This is a genomic window from Acidovorax sp. LjRoot118 (assembly GCF_964253575.1).
Classification (GTDB): Bacteria; Pseudomonadota; Gammaproteobacteria; order Burkholderiales; family Burkholderiaceae_C; genus Acidovorax.
Genome location: NZ_CAXURB020000001.1, coordinates 6,641,044 through 6,658,424, shown reverse-complemented (window position 1 = coordinate 6,658,424; position 17,381 = coordinate 6,641,044). Strand labels below are relative to the sequence as shown.

Below are 17,381 nucleotides of genomic sequence, written 5' to 3'. Positions count from 1 at the left end.
CTGGTCACAGAAACACGGCAGCGTCCAGGGGCTGGATCACGCCCACCAGCTCGGCCAGGCCCTCCGTGGCGATCGGCAGCTTGGCCACCGCCGCCAGGAAGGCGCCTTGCGTGGCATAGGCCTTGCCGGGGCCGATCATCGACGAGAACTCCTGCACCTGCTGGGCCGTGGGGGCCACGCCCGTAACACGCTCGAAGAGGAAGTTCACCAGACCATCGTTGCCGATGCCGGGGGCGAGCATATCGATGAAGGACTGGGCCAGCGCGTCCAGGCCCGTCATGCTGTCGGCCTTGTGCACCCACTGGCTCAGGGCGGCGGTGTCCGGCTTCTGGCCGAAGATGGTGTAGGCCAGGGCAAGCATCTGGCCGGTCTTGCCGCCCTCGCTGGTCGCCGAGGGCAGCGCCACGTCGAAGGCAAACAGGCTGCCCTGCAGCTCCACGCGTTCTACGCCGCTCAGGGTGACAGGGCCCGTGGGGGTGTTGATCACCACCTTGCCGCTGCTGTCCTGGCTGATGCCCAGGCGCAATACATCGGCCAGCGTGGCCGAGACCACGACCGTGTCCACGCCACCGCCACCCGTCACCGTGTCGGCGCCGCCACCCGTGACCACACGGGTCAGGGGCAGGTCGGGCACGACGATGGTGTCGTTGCCGCTGGAGCCCTGCAGCGTGGCAGGCAGGCCAGGGCCTGCGGGCGGGATGACGGGGATGGTCGGCGTGGTCGGCGTGCCGCCACCACCACCGGACGCAGGCGTGCTGCTGAGGTTCAGGCCGATCAGGATCGGGTTGTGGTCGCTGGAGCGGTAGGGGTCGGCGTTGAAGTAGCTGGCGTCTTGCGCGTCGTTCTTGTTCTCCATGTTGTAGTCCAGCAAGGTGGGCTCTTCGGCGTTGATGCCCCACTTGAAGGTGCCGGCAACCTGGCTGGTCAGGCTGGAACTGGCCAGCGCATGGTCGAGCGAACCCCACAGGCCGTCGAACGAATACGAGTTGCCCGTGGACACCTTGCTGTAGCCGCTGGCGGCCAGCTTGGAGATGGGGGTTTCCTTGCTGTAGGCGTTGAAATCACCCACCAGCAGGACATCGGTATCGCTGCTGCCCGTGGGGTGCGTGGCGAGCCACTGCGCAAGCTGATCGGCCGCCTTGTCGCGCGCGATGGTGCTGGCGCCCTGGCCATCGCCGGCATCCACGCCCTGGGCGGCCGTGCCGCTGCCCTTGCTCTTGAAGTGGTTCACCACCACGGTGAAGTCTTCGCCATCGGCCTTCGACTTGAAGGTCTGCGCCACGGGGACGCGGCTGCCGTAGGTGGACGAGAACGCGTCGTACACCGTGGGGTCGGGCGTGGCGGCGGCTCCGACCAGCTCTACCTTGGCCGGCTTGTAGATGATGGCCACCATGATCGCATCGCTGCCGGTCTTGGTCTGTTCCACGAAGGCATAGGTGTTCGGGCCGGCCTTGGCGTTGAGCGCATTCACCAGCGACTGGATCGCGCTGCCGGAGCCGAAGCCGTTGTTCTGCACCTCCATGAGGCCGACCACGTCGGCATCCAGGCCCAGCAGGTTCTCGACGATCTTGTCCTGCTGGCGCTGGAATTCGGTGGCATTGGTGGCCCCGCGTGCCGCGATGCTGTTGCCTTCGGGCGTGACGAAGTTGGCCGTGCCCAGCGTGGTGAAGTAGTTCAGCACGTTGGCGGAAGCCACCTTGATCTCGGCGTTGCGCACGCTGTCCGGGATGGAATTGACGGTGGGGCGAGCGGCATCGCCCGTGAACTGCACCGTCTGCGTGGGCTGCACGCGGTAGCTGGTTTCGTGGGTACCTGCGGCGGCGTCCACGAGCTGGTCCACGATGCCGGTCACGCTCGTCACGCCATCGCCGGCGCGCAGCGTATTGCTGGCCGACAGCGGCTGGCCGTCACGGCCGATGTGGCTGGCGGGGTTCGACGTGCTGCTCAGGTCGTCCAGGATGATCTGGTCCTTCTTCAGATCCGCCAGGTAGTTGGCATTGCCCGCGGTGCTGGGCGCGTTGTTCTCGGTGTACGTCGTCTGGATGGCGTCCGAGGTCAGCGTCACCTGGCCATACTGGGCCAGGTTGAAGTTGTCGGTGACCACCAGCTTGCCGCCGTTCGTTGCGGACTGCACGGTCACCAGCATGCCTTCGTAGGCTTCCCAGCTCACGGCGCTGGCCACGGGCAAGGTCACCACCGTGGCGGCGGGCAGGCCTGCATTGTCCTGCACCTGCGTGAAACCCGACAGGCCCGTCAGCTGGGTCTGGCCCTTGAAGTCGGCCACCGTGCCCTTGATGCGGATCTTGTCGCCCACGCTGTTGGCGTCCAGGCCCACGATAGGCGTGCTGCCGTAGTACACGAAGATGCCTTCGGAGGTGCTGGCATCGGCATCGTAGTCGGCCGCTTCCTCCTGCACATAGAAGCCCTGCAGGTTGGGGGCGTAGCCCGTCACGATGCCTTCGATGGTGACGGCGCTGCCCATCAGCAGCGCGGTGTCGTTGCTGCCCTGGATCTCGTGGATCTTGGTGATAGGGGCCTCGTCCGAGCGGATCACGCCCTGCGCGGCTGCGCCGATGACGGTGATGCCGCCGGGCACGCCCGACAGCGTGACGGTGAAGCCTTCGTCCTGCTCGATGCTGGTGTCGCCCTGCACGTTGACGGTGATGAGCTTGCTGGTCTCGCCCGCTGCGAAGCTCACTGAACCCGATGGCAGCGCGTTGCCGACGAAGTCGTCCGCCGTGGCCGGCGAAGCGCCAGAGCCGGTGACCGCCCAGTTCATGGATGCCGTACCCGACGTATCACCGGCACGCGCCACGGTGAAGGTGTAGGCGGTAGTGCCCGCGTTGCCTTCCATCTTGTCGGCGCTGGTGGCCGCGATGGAGACAACGGGGCCGCTGTAGCTGTCGATCTTGAAGTCGTCAACGCGCCAGCTCGACGACGAACTGGACGCTGTGCCGGAAGACTGGTACTGGAAAGCGAAATAGACGTTCGTACCGGTGATGGCTGACAGGTCGATAGGGCCCGATTGGGTCCAGGCCTGGCTGCCCTGCGGCGAAGGCGTGAAGGCAAGATCACTCCAGGTGGCAAGCGCAGGGTCACCCGTACCGGCGTAATTGGTGGAGTACTTCAGCGTGACCGGCTGAGCAAAGCCGCTGTCGGTGAAGTTGGTCCAGGTGCGGAAGCTCAGGAACTCGGCACTGGTGTCGTTCAGGTTGAATGCCTTGGAGATCAGCCAGTCATTGGCCGGGGCACTGTCCCCGAAACCATTGACCTCGGCCGCCTTGTCCGCGCCGGCGGTGGTGTTGAGGTACCAGTTGTTGGCCGCATCGGCGTCCTTGCTGTACTTCGTGAACTCGGCGAAGCCATTGGCGTCGTTGAATGCCTGGGTGTACGTGGGCACTGCGCCCTTGGCGCCTTCGGTCAGGCCCGGCGAGCCGATGTTGGCCGGCGTGCCCGTCTGGGCAAAGGCGCCATCCTGGCCCGCCACTGCAGGCTTGTACTGCGGATTGGTCGTGGAGATGCCATCCCACACTGCAGAGGTGCCAGCAGCGCCGCCCACGGCCACACCGGTGTGGCCGCCGGCAGAGTTGCCGCCGCCTGTCTTCACCAAGGGCTGGACCACCGTGCCGTCGCTGGCCGTGACGGAGGTACCGGTAGCCTTGTAGTTGATGGCTGCAGCCACGCTGCCGGTCGCATCGAACACCACGACAGCATCATCACCGCCCAGGCCGGAACCGCCCACGGCGAGAACCTTGGTCGTGGTGGGCAGGTTGTTCCACGCTGCGCGGAATGCAGCTTCGTCCGTGGTGTTGACGATGATCAGCTTCTCGCCGGCAGCCAGCGTCGTGCCGGCGGTCAGCGCCGTGGCGCTGGAGAAGGCGCCGGCTTCGTCGGTCCACTTCCAGCCCGACAGGTCGATGGCCGTGGTGCCGTAGTTGTACAACTCGAAGAAGTCGCCGCCACCCGCGCCCGAGCTGGTGCTGGAGTTCACTTCGGTGATCAGCACCTTGGGCTTGGGAGTTGCGCCTGGCGAGCCGATGTTGGCGGGCGTTCCCGTCTGCGCGAAGGCGCCATCCTGGCCGGCCACTGAAGGCTTGTACTGCGGATTGCTCGTGGAGACGCCATCCCACACCGCAGAGGTGCCAGCAGCGCCGCCCACGGCCACACCGGTGTGGCCGCCGGCAGAGTTGCCGCCGCCGCTCTTCACCAGGGGCTGGATCACCGTGTTGTCGCTGGCGGTGATGGACGTGCCTGTGGCCTTGTAGTTGATGGCTGCAGCCACCTTGCCAGCCGAATCGAAGACCACGACGGCGTCGTCGCCGCCCAGGCCAGCACCGCCCACGGCGAGGACCTTGGTCGTGGTGGGCAGGTTGTTCCATGCTGCGCGGAATGCAGCTTCGTCCGTGGTGTTGACGATGATCAGCTTCTCGCCGGCAGCCAGCGTCGTGCCGGCGGTCAGTGCCGTGGCGCTGGAGAAGGCGCCGGCTTCGTCGGTCCACTTCCAGCCCGACAGGTAGATGGCCGTGGTGCCGTAGTTGTACAGCTCGAAGAAGTCGCCGCCACCCGCGCCCGAGCTGGTGCTGGAGTTCACTTCGGTGATAAGCACCTTGGCAGGGGGCGCGGAGGATGAGGTGAAATTGAAGGCCGTTGCGCCCGTCAGCCCGGTCCAGTTGTTGCCGTAGTGGTCCTTCAGCGTGCCTGCTACGGCTTCAACGTAGTAATCGGTATTCACGGCCAGATCGGCTGTGGGGTTGATGGTGACGGTGTTGAATGCCACTGTGACCTGGGTGGTGTCGGCAGCGGAAATCGTGGCAACGACGCTGTTGTCGCTGACCTTCTTGATCACGAAGTCACCTGTGCCGCGCGCCACGCCTTCATCGAAACGCAGCACGAGGTTGGCCGCCTTGTCCACATTGATCGCATTGTCAGCCGGGGTGCTGTTGACCAGGCTGGGGCCAGCGGAGTCAGTGACGTTGCCACCGATCTGCACCCAGTTGCCCACGAACTTCTGCTGCGCTGCAGGCAGGTCCTTGGACGCAGTGGAACCGCCCCAGGTGCTGTCGCCGTTGTCCTGCAGCAACTGCACCAGGGTGCCCTGGGCCGTGCTCTGCACGTCGACGATGGTCTCGAAACTACCGCCCGTGCCGTCACGCAGGGCGTCGAGGTTCACGTCCAGCTCAGCGGGCGTGGTGCTCACGCCATCCCAGCGGAACAGGCGGAAATCATGGGTGACCTCGGTGCTGGCCGAGCCCGAGGGGCCGGCCAGGATCAGGTAGCTGCCGTCGCCAGCCTTCTCGATGGAGCGGATGCCACGGCCGCCCAGGTTGAGTTCGAACACGGCACTGACGTTGGGCGCGCTGCCACCCGTGGCGTCGACGAGCCCGGCCACGTCCAGTGCCAGCACCACGGCCTTGTCGCGCGTGTTGGCATCGGTCTGCGGCGCACGGAAGGCCACCAGCAGCTTGCTGCCGTCCTGCGAGGCGGTCATGCCTTCGATGGAGAAGCCGTTGACGTTTTCGGGAATCACCCCGACCGACGAGGCGGCGAAGCCAAAGTAGTTCGCGCCCTTGCCGTGGACGTTGCCCTGGTCCCAGGCCACAAGCTGGTCTTCCAGGCCGCTGTGCTTGCCCAGGTAGGTGAATTGCGTGTCGGCGCCCGTGCCATCGATCTTCACGGCCAGGATGTATTCGCGGTTGTTCTGCTCCGCGCCGCTCTTGTTGTTGCTGTGCGAGCCGGTGAAATAGAAGGTGTCGCCGATGCGGGTGCCGGCCTCCAGGTCCAGCTCGCCGCCATTGCCCAGTGCGGCGCCGTAGTTCCACTCCTTGACGGCAGCGCCGCCTGCACGGTCGTAGACACGCAGCACGCTGGCTTCATCGTCGCCCACCACCATCCAGTTGGCGTCGAGCGCCAGCGCGGCCGATGCGTCGGAGCTGCCGAGGGTGGTGCCCGCGTTGGGCGTGAAGGTCTGCGCGCTGCCTGCCGCGCCCATGTCGGCGAAATTGACCTTCAGGCTGTTCTGGGTGGCGTTCGCGACACCGGCAGCGGAGCCGCCGGTGAAGGCGCCATCGGCGAACGTGACCGTGAGGTTGCTGACGTCGTTGGCATTGGCATGGCTGGTGGCCGTGCCGGTAAAGCCCAGCTCGGCCGTGGTGGCGCTGGTGCGGGTGAGCACCGCCGTGAGGCCGGCAGGCACGTTGGTCACGGTGGCGGCAGACAGCAGGCTGGCGCCGTCGGTGCCGGTGAAGGTCTCGCCCGTCAGCGTGATGGTGATCTTGGCGCCCGGGGCCATGTGGCCGTCAAAGGCCTGGGATTCGTTGATGGAGCCACTGTAGGCCAGGCTGGGGCCGACGGGACCGGCTGCGGCAGAGCTCACCACGATGTCGTCGATGCCGATCCATTCGTCGTTGCCAGCGGCATTGGTGGTCATGATGCGCAGCTGAAGCTGGGCAGCGCCATTGGCACCGGCAGGCAGCGCGACGGAGATGGGCGTGTCCTTGGTGAGCGAGGGGCCGTTCGATGCATCGGCAACGTACGCGGCCGGCACGTTGACGAAGTCGCCGGTGTCGCCCACGCGGTATTGCAGCGCCACGGCCTGTGCAGCGTTGTCGGTGGTCGCATCGATGTCGCGCAAGGTGTAGCTGACCACGATGTCCTTGCGGCCCGTGGCGTTCAGGTGGATCACGAGGTGGGGCGCGTCAGCGGTGCCGGAGCCCTGCATCGCGATCACCGGATTGGGCAAGGTGCTGAACACACCCACTGCGCCGGTGGTGCTGGCCGTGTTGGCATCGAGCAGCGTGGCGCTCTGCGGCGTCGCGGTACCGGCCAAGACGGTCTGGGGATCGGTTCCCGTCACCGTGGTCAGGTCATCGCCCCGGTACCCCACGATGGACGGCACCCCGCTCCAGTCGTTGGCGGTGGTGATCAGGGTGCTCAGATTGGTCCAATCCTGGGCGAAATTGCTGGTCGACAGGGCGTGGTAGACGGTGGTCATGCTCGTTTCCTCCGCGCAAGGCGGGTGGGTGGGGATGGAAGGTGCGGCGAAGGCGCATGCCGCCGCGCAGTGGAATAAGGCCTGCGGGCTCCAGGAACGGGGCATGGGAGCCGGGCACGAAGCGGTGACTCTAGGCACCGTGTGTTGCAGAGATATGTCACGCCGTCGGTACCAATGGATACGAGGCACGCCACAATCGACCCATGGGTGAATTCGATCTGATCGCACGCTATTTCACGCGGCCCGTGCACCGCGCCGCCCTGGGCGTGGGGGACGACTGCGCGCTGCTGGCACCTGCCGCAGGCATGCAGCTGGCCGTCTCCAGCGACATGCTGGTGGAAGGCCGCCACTTCTTCGCCGACGTGGACCCCGAGGCGCTGGGGCACAAGGCACTGGCCGTGAACCTGTCGGACCTGGCCGCCTGCGGAGCCCGGCCATTGGCCTTCACCCTGGCACTGGCGTTGCCGCGCGTGGACGCGCCCTGGCTGGCCGGCTTTTCACGCGGGCTGCTGGCCCTGGCCGATGCGCATGGCTGCGAACTGGTCGGTGGTGACACCACCCAGGGTCCGCTCAATATCTGCATCACGGTGTTCGGCGAGGTGCCTGCCGGCCAGGCGCTGCTGCGCAGCGGCGCGCGCGCGGGCGACGATCTCTATGTGAGCGGTACCCTGGGCGATGCCCGGCTGGCGCTGGAGGCGCTGCTGGGGCACACCCCGCTGGCTCCCGAGGTGCTGGCCGCCGCGCGCCTGCGGCTGGAGCAGCCCACGCCGCGCGTGGCCCTGGGCCTGGCGCTGCGCGGCGTGGCCAGCAGTGCCATGGACGTGAGCGACGGGCTGCTGGGCGATCTGTCCCACATCCTCAAGGCATCCGGGGTGGGTGCACGCATCGACACATCCATCACCGCCACCCTGATGGCCCAGGCCGGCGCCGCCACGAGCCCCGAGCAATTGCACCAGTGCACCCTGGCCGGTGGCGACGACTACGAGCTGGCCTTTACGGCGCCGCCCTCGCAGCGCGCGGCAGTGGTTGCAGCCGCACAGGCCAGCCAGACCCCGGTGGCGCGCATCGGCAGCATCGAGGCGGAACCCGGGCTGCGCCTGGTGGATGGGCAAGGCCGGCCGGTGGAGCGGCACTACGCCTCGTTCGACCATTTCGGTTGATGAAATATTTTTCGCGGCATGAATCCTTTCACAGCAGAGCCCGCTCTTGTCAGGGAAGGCGCCCCGTGTCGGCGCTTTCTCTTTCAACCCCCAAGGAGCTTTGCCATGCTGTACCGCAAGAACATCACCCGCCCTGAAAGCCTGCTGCGCGTCGTCGCCGGGGTGGCCCTCATCGTTGCCAGCCTTGTGTGGCTGGGCGCCACGCCGTGGGGCCTGGTGCTGGCCGCATCGGGCGCCACGGGCATCGTGACCGGTCTCTTCGGCTATTGCCCGGCCTGCGCCATGGTGGGCAGAAAGCCGGTGGAATGACCGGCAACGCATCGACCACCGTGGCGCAGTTGCTGCCGGCAGCGCGCGCGGGCGACACCCAGGCCATGGAGCGCCTGCTGGCGCTGGCACGGCCGGACATCCGCCGCTATGCGCTGCGCCACTGCGCGGCCACCACCGCCACCGATGATGTGGTGCAGGAGGCGCTGATCATCGTCTACCGCCGCGTGGGTGCGCTGCGCGAGGTGGCGGCCTTTGGCGGCTGGGTGGTGCGCATCGTGCAGCGGCTGTGCATGCAACCGGCGCTGGCCTGGCTGCGGGGCGAGCCGCTGGCGCAGGTGGAAGACGCCCTGGCCTGGTCGCACCGGCCAGACCACGAGTTGCGCCACGACCTGGCCCTGGCCATCGATTCTCTGCCGCCCCTGTACCGTGAAGCCTTGTTGATGCGCGACTTCGAGGAGCTCACCATCGAGGAGATGGCCCAGCGCCTCTCCACCACGCGCGAGGCGGCGAAGAGCCGGTTGCACCGCGCGCGCAGCCTGGTGCGGGAGTACCTCGTGCCCTCGTCGCCCGGCTGATCCCGCAGTAGCTGCGGTTCACTCCGGCTGCAGCCCGGTCTTGCGCACCACGGCGCCCCAGTGGCCCACCTCGTCGCGCATGAAGGAGCGCAACTCGTCTCGGGTGGACCCCTTGAGCTCGATGCCCAGCGTGGTGAGCCGCTCGCGCGTGGCCGGGTGCTCCAGTGCGGCAATGGCCTCCTTGCGCAGACGCTCGATCACCTCGATGGGCGTGGTGGCCGGTGCCACCAGGGCCCACCACTGGTTGAACTGCATGCCGGCCAGGCCCGCCTCGCGCGCCGTGGGCACCTGGGGCATGGAGGCCAGGCGTGCAGGCCCGGTGGTCATGAGCACGGAGATCTTGCCCGCCGAGAGCAGCGATGCACTGCTGGCCAGCGTGGCGAAGTGGCCCGCCACCTGCTCGGCCGCCACATCGGTGAGCGCCGGGGCCGAGCCCCGGTACGGGATGGCATTGACCTTGAGCCCGCTGGCCCCGGCCAGCAGTTCGGACGAGAGGTGGCTGATGGAGCCATTGCCGCTGTGGGCCAGCGTGACCGGCGTGGCGCTGGCGCGCCCGTCCTTCAGAAAGCCCTTGATGTCGCCCGCCTTGTACCTGCTGCCGTTGACGAACAGCAGCAGCGGCGAGGTGCCGACCATCGAGATCGGCGTGAAGTCCTTGAGCAGGTCGTAGGGCAGCCTGGCCGTGACGGCCGGCGCAATGGCATGGGGCAACTCCACGATGGCGATGGTGTAGCCATCGGGTGCGGCCTTGGCGGCCGCCTCGGTGCCGATGCGTCCGGACGCGCCCGAGCGGTTGTCCACGATGACGCTCTGCCCCAGCGACTCGCCCATGCGCTGCGCGATGGCGCGGGCAATGGCATCGGTGCTGCCGCCCGGTGCCCACGGCACGATGAGGCGCACGGGTTTGTCGGGGTAGGCGGCGAAGGCACTGCTGCCCCAAAGGCAGGCACATGCCAGCACGAAGCTACGGCGGAACAGGAAAGTCATGGCAGGGTCCTTGGTCAGGCGAAGAGATACGAAAAAAAGCGATCAGGCGTCTCGGTCGCCCTTGGCGGTGAGCAACAGCAGCACGTGGTCCTCTGGCGCAATGCGGCCCTGCCGGCGCAGCTGTGCCGCGGCAGCCACGCAGGCGCCTGCACACAACTCCACCCAGAGGCCCTGGGCACCGAGCTCGGCCACGCCACGGGCCGCATCCGCATCGCCCACCACGGCGGCACCGCCGCCCGAGCGTTCCACTGCGATCTGCTGCTGCAGGGTGACGGTGCTGCCGGCAATGGAGAACTGCGCGGTGCTGCCGCTGAAGTCGGCCTGGGCGGGCGCCCCGGCGAGCACCTGGCTCAACCGGGCGAACGGCTCCACCGCCCACAGGCGTGGCATGCGTGCGATGAGGCCGGCCGCCAGCAGGTCGCGCAGGCCGCTGTACAGGCCCCAGAGCAGGTCGCCGCGCGCCGTGGGCACTAGCACATGGTCGGGCACACAGCCCTGGGCCGCGCATTCGAGCGCCAGCGCGCGGTAGCCTTCCACACCGAAGACCGGGCTGCCCACGGCCGGCACGCTGAAGTTGGTGATCGCAAAAGCCCCCTCGTCCAGTACCTGCCGGCGCACGTGGGTCCAGCGGTCCAGCCCCTGATCGAACGCAACACGGCGGGCACCCAGGCGGTCCAGCGCTCGGGCAAAGGACTCGGGCATGTCCCGGTAGGTGGCGATCTCGCACGGCAGGCCCGCCGCCGCACAGTAAGCGGCAGCGGATACGGCCGCATTGCCGCTCGATGCCAGCACCACCTTGGAGGCACCCACCGCCAGCGCGCGGGTCACGGCCTGCGCCGACATGCGGTCCTTGTGCGAACCCGTGGGGTTCATGCCCTCGTGCTTGGCAGTCAACCCACGGATGCCCAGGGTCTGCGCCAACCGTGGCAAGGAAAGGCACGGCGTGTTTCCCTCGCCCAGCGACACCCCGTGGGTGTACGGAAGCCACTCGCCCCATCTATAACCCGAACTGCTTGCTGCCAGCGCGCGGGGCAGCTCACTGTAGACCGCCTCAACGCTGGCGGGCGTGCCTTGCGCTGCACAGGCGGGGCAGCCCGCAGGCATATCCTGCAGCGGATAGCGGGCCCCGCAGTGAACGCAGCGCAGGCCCTGGAGCCGCGCATTGGCCCGCAATGCAGGCACCTTGATGGATGAGGAGTGGTACGGTTGCACACCGGCCAAATTATCGGAATTCATGCCTGCATCGTAGTCAGGCGCTCAGCGTCGCGGTACCATGCCGCAGCCGTTTCCATTAAGCCAAACTTATATGAAAAGCCTGCCCACGCACGATGCCAAGGAGGTCAGTGCGCGCCAGATCGAGGTTTTCCGCATGGTCATGCGGCTGGGCTCCGCCAACCGCGCGGCGGCCGCGCTGCATGTGAGCCAGCCCGCCGTGACGCAGTTGCTGCAGCAACTGGAGGTACGCGCTCAGCTCACGCTGTTCGACCGGCCCAAGGGGCGCCTGGTGCCCACACCCGAAGCTCATGCGCTGATGGAAGAGGTCGAGCGCGTGTACGAAGGACTGGAGGCGGTGCAACGCAAGATCGTGGCGCTGCAGTCGCTGGAAGACCAGGTGCTGCGCATCGGCAGCCTGCACGCCCTGGCCGCGAGCATCATGCCCGGGGTGCTGGCCGGGTTCCAGCGCCACTACCCGCGCACCCGCTGCCTGCTGATGGTGGATAGCTCCAAGCTGCTGCGCGAGGCGCTGTTCCAGGGCGCGGTGGACCTGGCCTTCCTGGGCGACGAGGCGGACACGAGCGGCCTGGTGTCCTCGCCGTTCTACGAACTGCCTGCCGTGTGCGCCGTGCCCGCTGCCCACCCGCTGGCACGCAAAGCAGTGCTGGAGCTGGCCGACCTGCGCGATGCGCCGCTGATCGGCCTGTCGGCCACGGACCCGGCCCAGCAGCGGCTGGAAATACTCTTTGCCGCCGCAGGGATCACGCCGCGCTTCGTGATCGAGACCCCCTACAGCGCGACACAGTGCGCGCTGGTGCTGGCGGGTGCAGGGCTGGCCGTGACCAACCCGCTGGTAGCGGCCGAGCATGCGCCCCTGGGGCTGCGCAGCGTGCCCTTGGCGGGCGAGGGCCTCTTCTTTCGGGCCTTGCTGGCCTTCAAGCCGCGCCAGGCCCAGTCGCGTGCGGTGCAGGAGTTCGTGGCGCTGTGCCGGCGGCGCCTGGCCTATGCCTGAAGCAGGTGCGCCAGTGGCCGGCGCGGCGTGGCAGGTACCTCGCCCTGCGGGTAGCCGATGCGGCACAGCATCTGCACCGTGGGGTCGCCGGCTTCCTTGGGCGCGCCCTGCCCCAGCACCAGCTGGTGCGCGCGCTCGTAGTGCGGCGCCATCTCGGCAAACTCCTGCAGCGCCTGGCTCATGGGATGCATGCCCACGCCCAGTTCGGTGGCCTTGAGTTGCAGGCGCACGTAGGCGCGGCCGGCCGCGATCTGGTCGGCGCGGGTGTTGCCCCCCGTCAGCCACACGAAGCCCATCGCCGTGCGGCTGTGGCCCTCGAAGCGGTCCATCGCGCCCTTGTAGCCTGCACTGCCCTCCTCGGGCGGGGCGGAGCGGTCGAAGAAGCCGAGCGCCGCTGCGGCGCGTATGAACGGTGTGTTCAGCGAGATGCCGTCGCGGTGCTCCAGGATCTCGGAGGGGCCGACACGGGTGAGGCGGATGCTTTCCATCATGGTGCGCGGCGTGCGCAGCTCCACCTGGGCAGACTGCCAGCACAGCGCGCGCAAGGCGTCCAGGCGGGCGGGCTCCACCGTTCCACCCGCCTGCGGGCTGCCCGACCGGGACGCACTGGCCAGCAAGGCCTTGAGCAGATCGGGTGCCACGGGCCGGGCCAGGTCGAAATCCACCTTGGGCGTGCGGCGGCGCAGCACCTGGGGTGAACAAAACCTCGGGCTCGCTGCCGGGCCGCAGTACCACGCGGGCCACGGGGCGATCATCCCAGTCACGCAGTTGCGCCGGCAGCGGCCCCTGGGGCCACAGCGTGACTTCGCTGGCCATGCCCTGCTGGGCCAGTGCCAGCACCAGCAGCTCCAGGAAGGCGCCGTGGCCGATCAGGATCTGGCGGCCCAGCGGGTCGGTCTCGGGCAGCACGCGCTCGCGGTCGGTGCGCAGGGTGATCACGCCCTCTTCGCGCAGGTCCACCACCCAGGGCTGCAGGTTGTGCGGGTTGGGCGCGGTGATGGCATAGGCCACGGCCCGGCGGCGCAGGTCGGTTTCGCCCACCGGGCCTTGCCAGGCCTCCACGGCCTGGGCCGGATAGTACGGACCCGAGCTGCAGGCAGCCAGGGGGGCGATGGCGGCGGCGATGGCGCCACCGCCGGCCAGGCGGATGAAGGTACGGCGTTGCATGGTGAGAATCTCCTTGCGGTTCATGCCAGGGTGGCTTGGGGAAGGGCCGAGGCCAGCAGCCCCAGGTCGTGGAGCGCACGGCGAACCGCCTGCTCGAAAGGGGTGTGCGGCTCCTCGCCGATCAGCGCGGCGAGGCGCGTGTTGTCCAGCCGGTGCGGCGTGCTCCAGAGGTAGCGCATGTCTGCCAGGGCCGCCAGATGGGGCACCACCAGGCCGGCCATGCGCAGCAGCGGCCAGGGCAACCGGCCCACGCGCACGGCCTGGGCGTCTGCTGCCCAGCCCTGCTCGGCCGCCACCACGGAGAGCACCTGCACCCACTGGTGCGCCGTGACCTGGTGGCCGGCGAAATGCAGCGTGTCGAACGCGGACAGGCGGTGGCGCGCATCGGCCACTCGCACCAGGGTGCGGGCCAGGTCAGGCAGATAGGCCCAGGGCCGGCTGATATCCAACGGGCCGGGCCAGGTGACACGGCCTTTGGGCAGGTCCTTGGCGATGGACTGGTCCAGCCAGCTGCCCACGCCACTGCCGAAATAATCGCCTGCGCGCAGCACCACGGCGCGCATGGCGCCATCGCGCGTGGCGGCCTGCAGGCGCTGCTCCAGGTGGATGCGCATCAGTCCCTTGAAGTCCAGCGCAGTCTGCGGCGTGTCTTCGCGCAGCACCGGCGGCATGGCACGGCCATAGTTGTAGACACTGCCAGGCAGCATGAGCGTGGCGCCCAGGGTGCGGGTGACTTCGATGGCTGCGTCCATCAGCATCGGCGCCTCCTTGCGCCAGGCCTTGTGCGTGTAGGCCGGGTTCATGGCATGCACCACCACCTGCGCGCCCTGCGCTGCGGCGGCAAGGGCTGGAGTGTCCTGCGGTGCGATGCCGACCCACTGCACGCCTGGCACAGCGGGGTCGCTGGCACCCGGCCGTACCTGGGCACGCACCTGCCAGCCCGCCTGTGCGAAAGCGCGGGCGGCAGCAAGGCCCAGGCGCCCGCGGGCCCCGAGGATGAGAACGGTGGATGCAGCGATCGACATGGCAGGGCTCCTGAACAAAGAGGGAATGGAGCGATTGTGGAAATGCGGCCGCCGTTACACAATTGGCTAACTGTCGATAGCAGCAATGCAAAAATGAATACCTGTACCGGCCATGAAACAACGCTTTGACTGGAGCCTCATCCAATCCTTCCTGGCTGCCCTGGACCAGGGCAGCCTGCTGGGCGCTGCGCGCGTGCTGAACGCGAGCCAGCCCACCATCGGGCGCCACATCGCCGAGCTGGAGGCCCAGCTCGGCGTGGTGCTGTTCGAGCGCACGGGGCGCGGCCTGCTGCCCACGGCGACAGCACTGCGCCTGGCCGAATCGGCCCGCGCCATGGAGACGGGTGCCGACCAGCTGGCACGCAGCGTCTCGGGCGGCGAGGCCGGGGTCAGCGGCACCGTGCGCATCACCGCCAGCCAGCCGGTGGCCTGCATGCTGCTGCCACCCCTGCTGGCGCGCATGCGACTGGAACTGCCCGAGGTGCAGGTGGAACTGGTCTCCAGCAACGAGGTCACCAACCTGCTGCGCCGCGAGGCCGACATCGCCCTGCGCATGGTGCAGCCCACGCAGGCCAGCCTGGTGGCCAAGCGCATCGGCAAGGTCACGCTGGGCACGTACGCCCACCGCGATTACCTGCGCCGCCGGGGCACGCCGCGCCAGCCGCCCGACCTGCTGCAGCACGACCTGGTGGGCAACGACCGCTATGGCGACATCGCGCGCGGCTTTGCCGCCATGGGCTACCCGGTGGAGCGCCAGCACTTCGCGCTGCGCACCGATGACCTCATGGCCTACTGGCAGGTGGTGCGCAACGGCCTGGGCATCGGCTTCGTGGCCGACCACATGGCCCGCACAGACCCGAACCTGGTGGCGCTGCTGCCCATGCTCAAGCTGCCCGAGCTGCCCATCTGGCTCACGGTGCACCGCGAGATACGCACCAGCCAGCGCATCCGCGCGGTGTACGATTTTCTGGCCGAGGCCGTTCCCGACGCGCTGTAAAAAACTTCCCACCATGACCATGCCATTCACCTGTCTGTCACGGCTTGTGGCGACCCTCCTGGTCTGCATGCAAGGGGTCGCCCTGGCCGCCGACACGGCGACCTTCGAGCCCGCGACCGCCACGCTGCGCCTGCCTACACTGCAGCTCGACGCGGGCGACCGCTACCGCGACGTGGTGGTGCGCCTGCTCGACCCGGGCCAACTGCGCGTGGACGACCCAGCCGTGGGCACTGAGCTGCAGTACCTGACCACGGGCAGTGTGCTGCGCCTGCCGCAGGTGGTGATCGGCACTGCCACCTACCCCCGGGTGAGCCTGACCCGGCCGGGGCTGGAGCTGCTGGGCGCGGGCGGCCTGGTGGGCCCTGCCACCGCGGCGGACGCGAGCGTGCCCGGCGCCGTCACCACGCCCTTCCCCACGCTGGAGAACATCACGGTGGAATGGGACTTCACGGGCGATGCCAACCGCAATGCGGTGGTCGGCGTGCGCTACCGTGCGCAGGGCAGCAGCGCCTGGCTCACCGGCATGCCGCTGCGCCGCATCCACAATGAGACCTCGGGCCAGGGCCGCACCTGGCCGCTGCGCCATTCGGGCAGCATCTTCGACGTGGTGCCCGGCACCACCTACGAGATCGAGCTCACGCTCACCGACCCCGATGGCGGCGGCACCGTGCGCACGACCACGGCCACGACCCGCAGCGTGCCCACGCCTGCGCCTGGCGCGGTGGTCAAGCCCGCCACGCCGGCCACGCTTGCCAGCGTGCTGGCCGGCGCGAATGCCGGTGAGGTCGTGGAACTGGGGGCCGGGCGCTACAGCGGCTTTAGCGTGGCGCGCAGCGGCGCTTCGGGACGGCCGCTGGTGATCCGGGGCACCCCGGGCGCGGTGGTCGAAGGAGAGATCAACGTCTTCAACCAGCGCCATGTGATGCTGACCGAGATGACCCTGAACGGCCGCGTGCGCTTCAACGGCAGCAACGACTTCAGCATGACGCGCAGCACCGTCAACGCCACGGCGGCACTGGGCGGGCACGGCATCATCACCTTCACGCGCGCGGAGAACGCCTACATCGCCGACAACACGGTCACCGGCACGGTGGTCTGGTCCGGAGCGGCCCTCGGTGCATCGGGCGGAAACGCGGGCGAGGGCATCCTCATCACGGGCCCCGGCCATGTGCTCATGAACAACCGCGTGGCGCGTTTTCGGGACAACATCTCGCTGCTCGAAGACGACGAGGCAGTGGACCAGTACAGCATCGACATCCTGAACAACGACCTTTCGGAGGCTGCGGACGACGGCGTGGAGGCCGATTTCTGCATGCACAACTGCCGCATCATGCGCAACCGGCTGACCAATGTGTTCATCGCGCTGTCATCGCAGCCGGGCCTGGGCGGGCCCACCTACTTCGTGCGCAATGTCGTCTACAACGCCACGCACGTGGCCTTCAAGCTGTACCGCAGCAGCTACGGCGACGTGCTGCTGCACAACACCGTGGTGAAGAACGGCGACGCACTCGGCATCTATGCCGGCGCTACGGTGGGGCGGCTGTATGCACGCAACAACCTGTTCATCGGCGGGCCGGGTGGTACCTATGGCGGCTATTCCAGCGGCACCGGGCGCGTGCTGTCGATTGCCGACCTGGATGCCGCCAGCGCCGACCTCGACTTCGATGCCTATGGTTCCACCGTGGGCAGCTTCACCGGCCGCTGGGGCGCCACCAGCTTTTCCAGCCTGGCCGAGCTGCGGGCCCGCACCACCGAGCGCGCCGCCGTGCAGGTGGGCATGGACTCGTTCGCCTCCGTTCCCGTTTTTCCCGGCTCGCCCATCACGCTGTACACCGTGCCCGACCTGCGCCTGCAACCCGGCTCGGCCGCAGTCGATGCAGGGCAGGCCATTCCCAACATCAGCCAGGGTTTCCAGGGCCGAGCCCCTGATGCCGGAGCCTATGAACTCGGCCAGGCCCTGCCCGTGTACGGCCCCCGCTGAG

11 protein-coding genes are annotated in these 17,381 nt (G+C 68.3%); 6 read left to right on the top strand and 5 right to left on the bottom strand.

Going from position 1 to position 17,381, the window contains the following annotated elements; translation table 11 throughout:
• Positions 1 to 4: 4 nt before the first annotated feature.
• Positions 5 to 6,991, bottom strand: a complete 6,987-nt coding sequence (locus ACSQ9E_RS31235) for an ExeM/NucH family extracellular endonuclease (RefSeq protein ID WP_436220047.1) — start codon at positions 6,989 to 6,991, stop codon at positions 5 to 7.
• Positions 6,992 to 7,194: 203 nt separating this feature from the next.
• Here ACSQ9E_RS31235 and thiL point away from each other — a divergent pair, with 203 nt between their 5' ends.
• From thiL to ACSQ9E_RS31220, 3 genes are all read left to right on the top strand, one after another.
• Positions 7,195 to 8,151 carry a thiamine-phosphate kinase gene (gene thiL, locus ACSQ9E_RS31230; RefSeq protein WP_436220046.1) on the top strand — a complete coding sequence of 319 codons (957 nt, stop codon included), beginning with the start codon at positions 7,195 to 7,197 and terminating at the stop codon, positions 8,149 to 8,151.
• A 105-nt stretch (positions 8,152 to 8,256) separates the two neighbouring features.
• The gene (locus ACSQ9E_RS31225; protein WP_057203912.1) at positions 8,257 to 8,460 is read left to right on the top strand and encodes a YgaP family membrane protein; all 204 of its coding nucleotides are present in this window, start codon (positions 8,257 to 8,259) and stop codon (positions 8,458 to 8,460) included.
• Complete coding sequence (locus ACSQ9E_RS31220; RefSeq protein WP_436220045.1) at positions 8,457 to 8,996, top strand: RNA polymerase sigma factor; 540 nt, start codon at positions 8,457 to 8,459, stop codon at positions 8,994 to 8,996. Before ACSQ9E_RS31225 ends, ACSQ9E_RS31220 begins: the two co-directional genes overlap by 4 nt.
• A gap of 18 nt (positions 8,997 to 9,014) precedes the next feature.
• Here ACSQ9E_RS31220 and ACSQ9E_RS31215 read toward each other — a convergent pair whose 3' ends face one another.
• Together ACSQ9E_RS31215 and ACSQ9E_RS31210 are read right to left on the bottom strand one after the other, a co-directional pair.
• Positions 9,015 to 9,983: a Bug family tripartite tricarboxylate transporter substrate binding protein gene (locus ACSQ9E_RS31215; RefSeq protein WP_436220044.1), complete on the bottom strand. Its 969-nt coding sequence runs from the start codon at positions 9,981 to 9,983 to the stop codon at positions 9,015 to 9,017.
• Positions 9,984 to 10,025: 42 nt separating this feature from the next.
• Positions 10,026 to 11,219: a pyridoxal-phosphate dependent enzyme gene (locus ACSQ9E_RS31210; protein ID WP_057203909.1), complete on the bottom strand. Its 1,194-nt coding sequence runs from the start codon at positions 11,217 to 11,219 to the stop codon at positions 10,026 to 10,028.
• Positions 11,220 to 11,289: 70 nt separating this feature from the next.
• Between ACSQ9E_RS31210 and ACSQ9E_RS31205 the strand changes: the two genes are divergently transcribed.
• Positions 11,290 to 12,210 (top strand): LysR substrate-binding domain-containing protein, encoded by a 921-nt coding sequence (locus ACSQ9E_RS31205; RefSeq protein ID WP_057203908.1) that lies wholly within the window; start codon positions 11,290 to 11,292, stop codon positions 12,208 to 12,210.
• On the opposite strand, the gene ACSQ9E_RS31200 is transcribed toward ACSQ9E_RS31205, so the two are convergent.
• Entirely contained in the window at positions 12,201 to 12,899 is a 699-nt protein-coding gene (locus ACSQ9E_RS31200; RefSeq protein WP_436220043.1) for a hypothetical protein, read from the bottom strand. The genes ACSQ9E_RS31205 and ACSQ9E_RS31200 overlap by 10 nt on opposite strands.
• A gap of 498 nt (positions 12,900 to 13,397) precedes the next feature.
• Positions 13,398 to 14,402 carry an NAD-dependent epimerase/dehydratase family protein gene (locus ACSQ9E_RS31195; RefSeq protein ID WP_436220042.1) on the bottom strand — a complete coding sequence of 335 codons (1,005 nt, stop codon included), beginning with the start codon at positions 14,400 to 14,402 and terminating at the stop codon, positions 13,398 to 13,400.
• A gap of 112 nt (positions 14,403 to 14,514) precedes the next feature.
• Between ACSQ9E_RS31195 and ACSQ9E_RS31190 the strand changes: the two genes are divergently transcribed.
• Positions 14,515 to 15,399 carry a LysR family transcriptional regulator gene (locus ACSQ9E_RS31190; protein ID WP_057203906.1) on the top strand — a complete coding sequence of 295 codons (885 nt, stop codon included), beginning with the start codon at positions 14,515 to 14,517 and terminating at the stop codon, positions 15,397 to 15,399.
• A gap of 13 nt (positions 15,400 to 15,412) precedes the next feature.
• A complete protein-coding gene (locus tag ACSQ9E_RS31185; protein ID WP_436220041.1) occupies positions 15,413 to 17,380 on the top strand; it encodes a right-handed parallel beta-helix repeat-containing protein in 1,968 nt (655 codons plus the stop codon).
• Position 17,381: the final 1 nt, after the last annotated feature.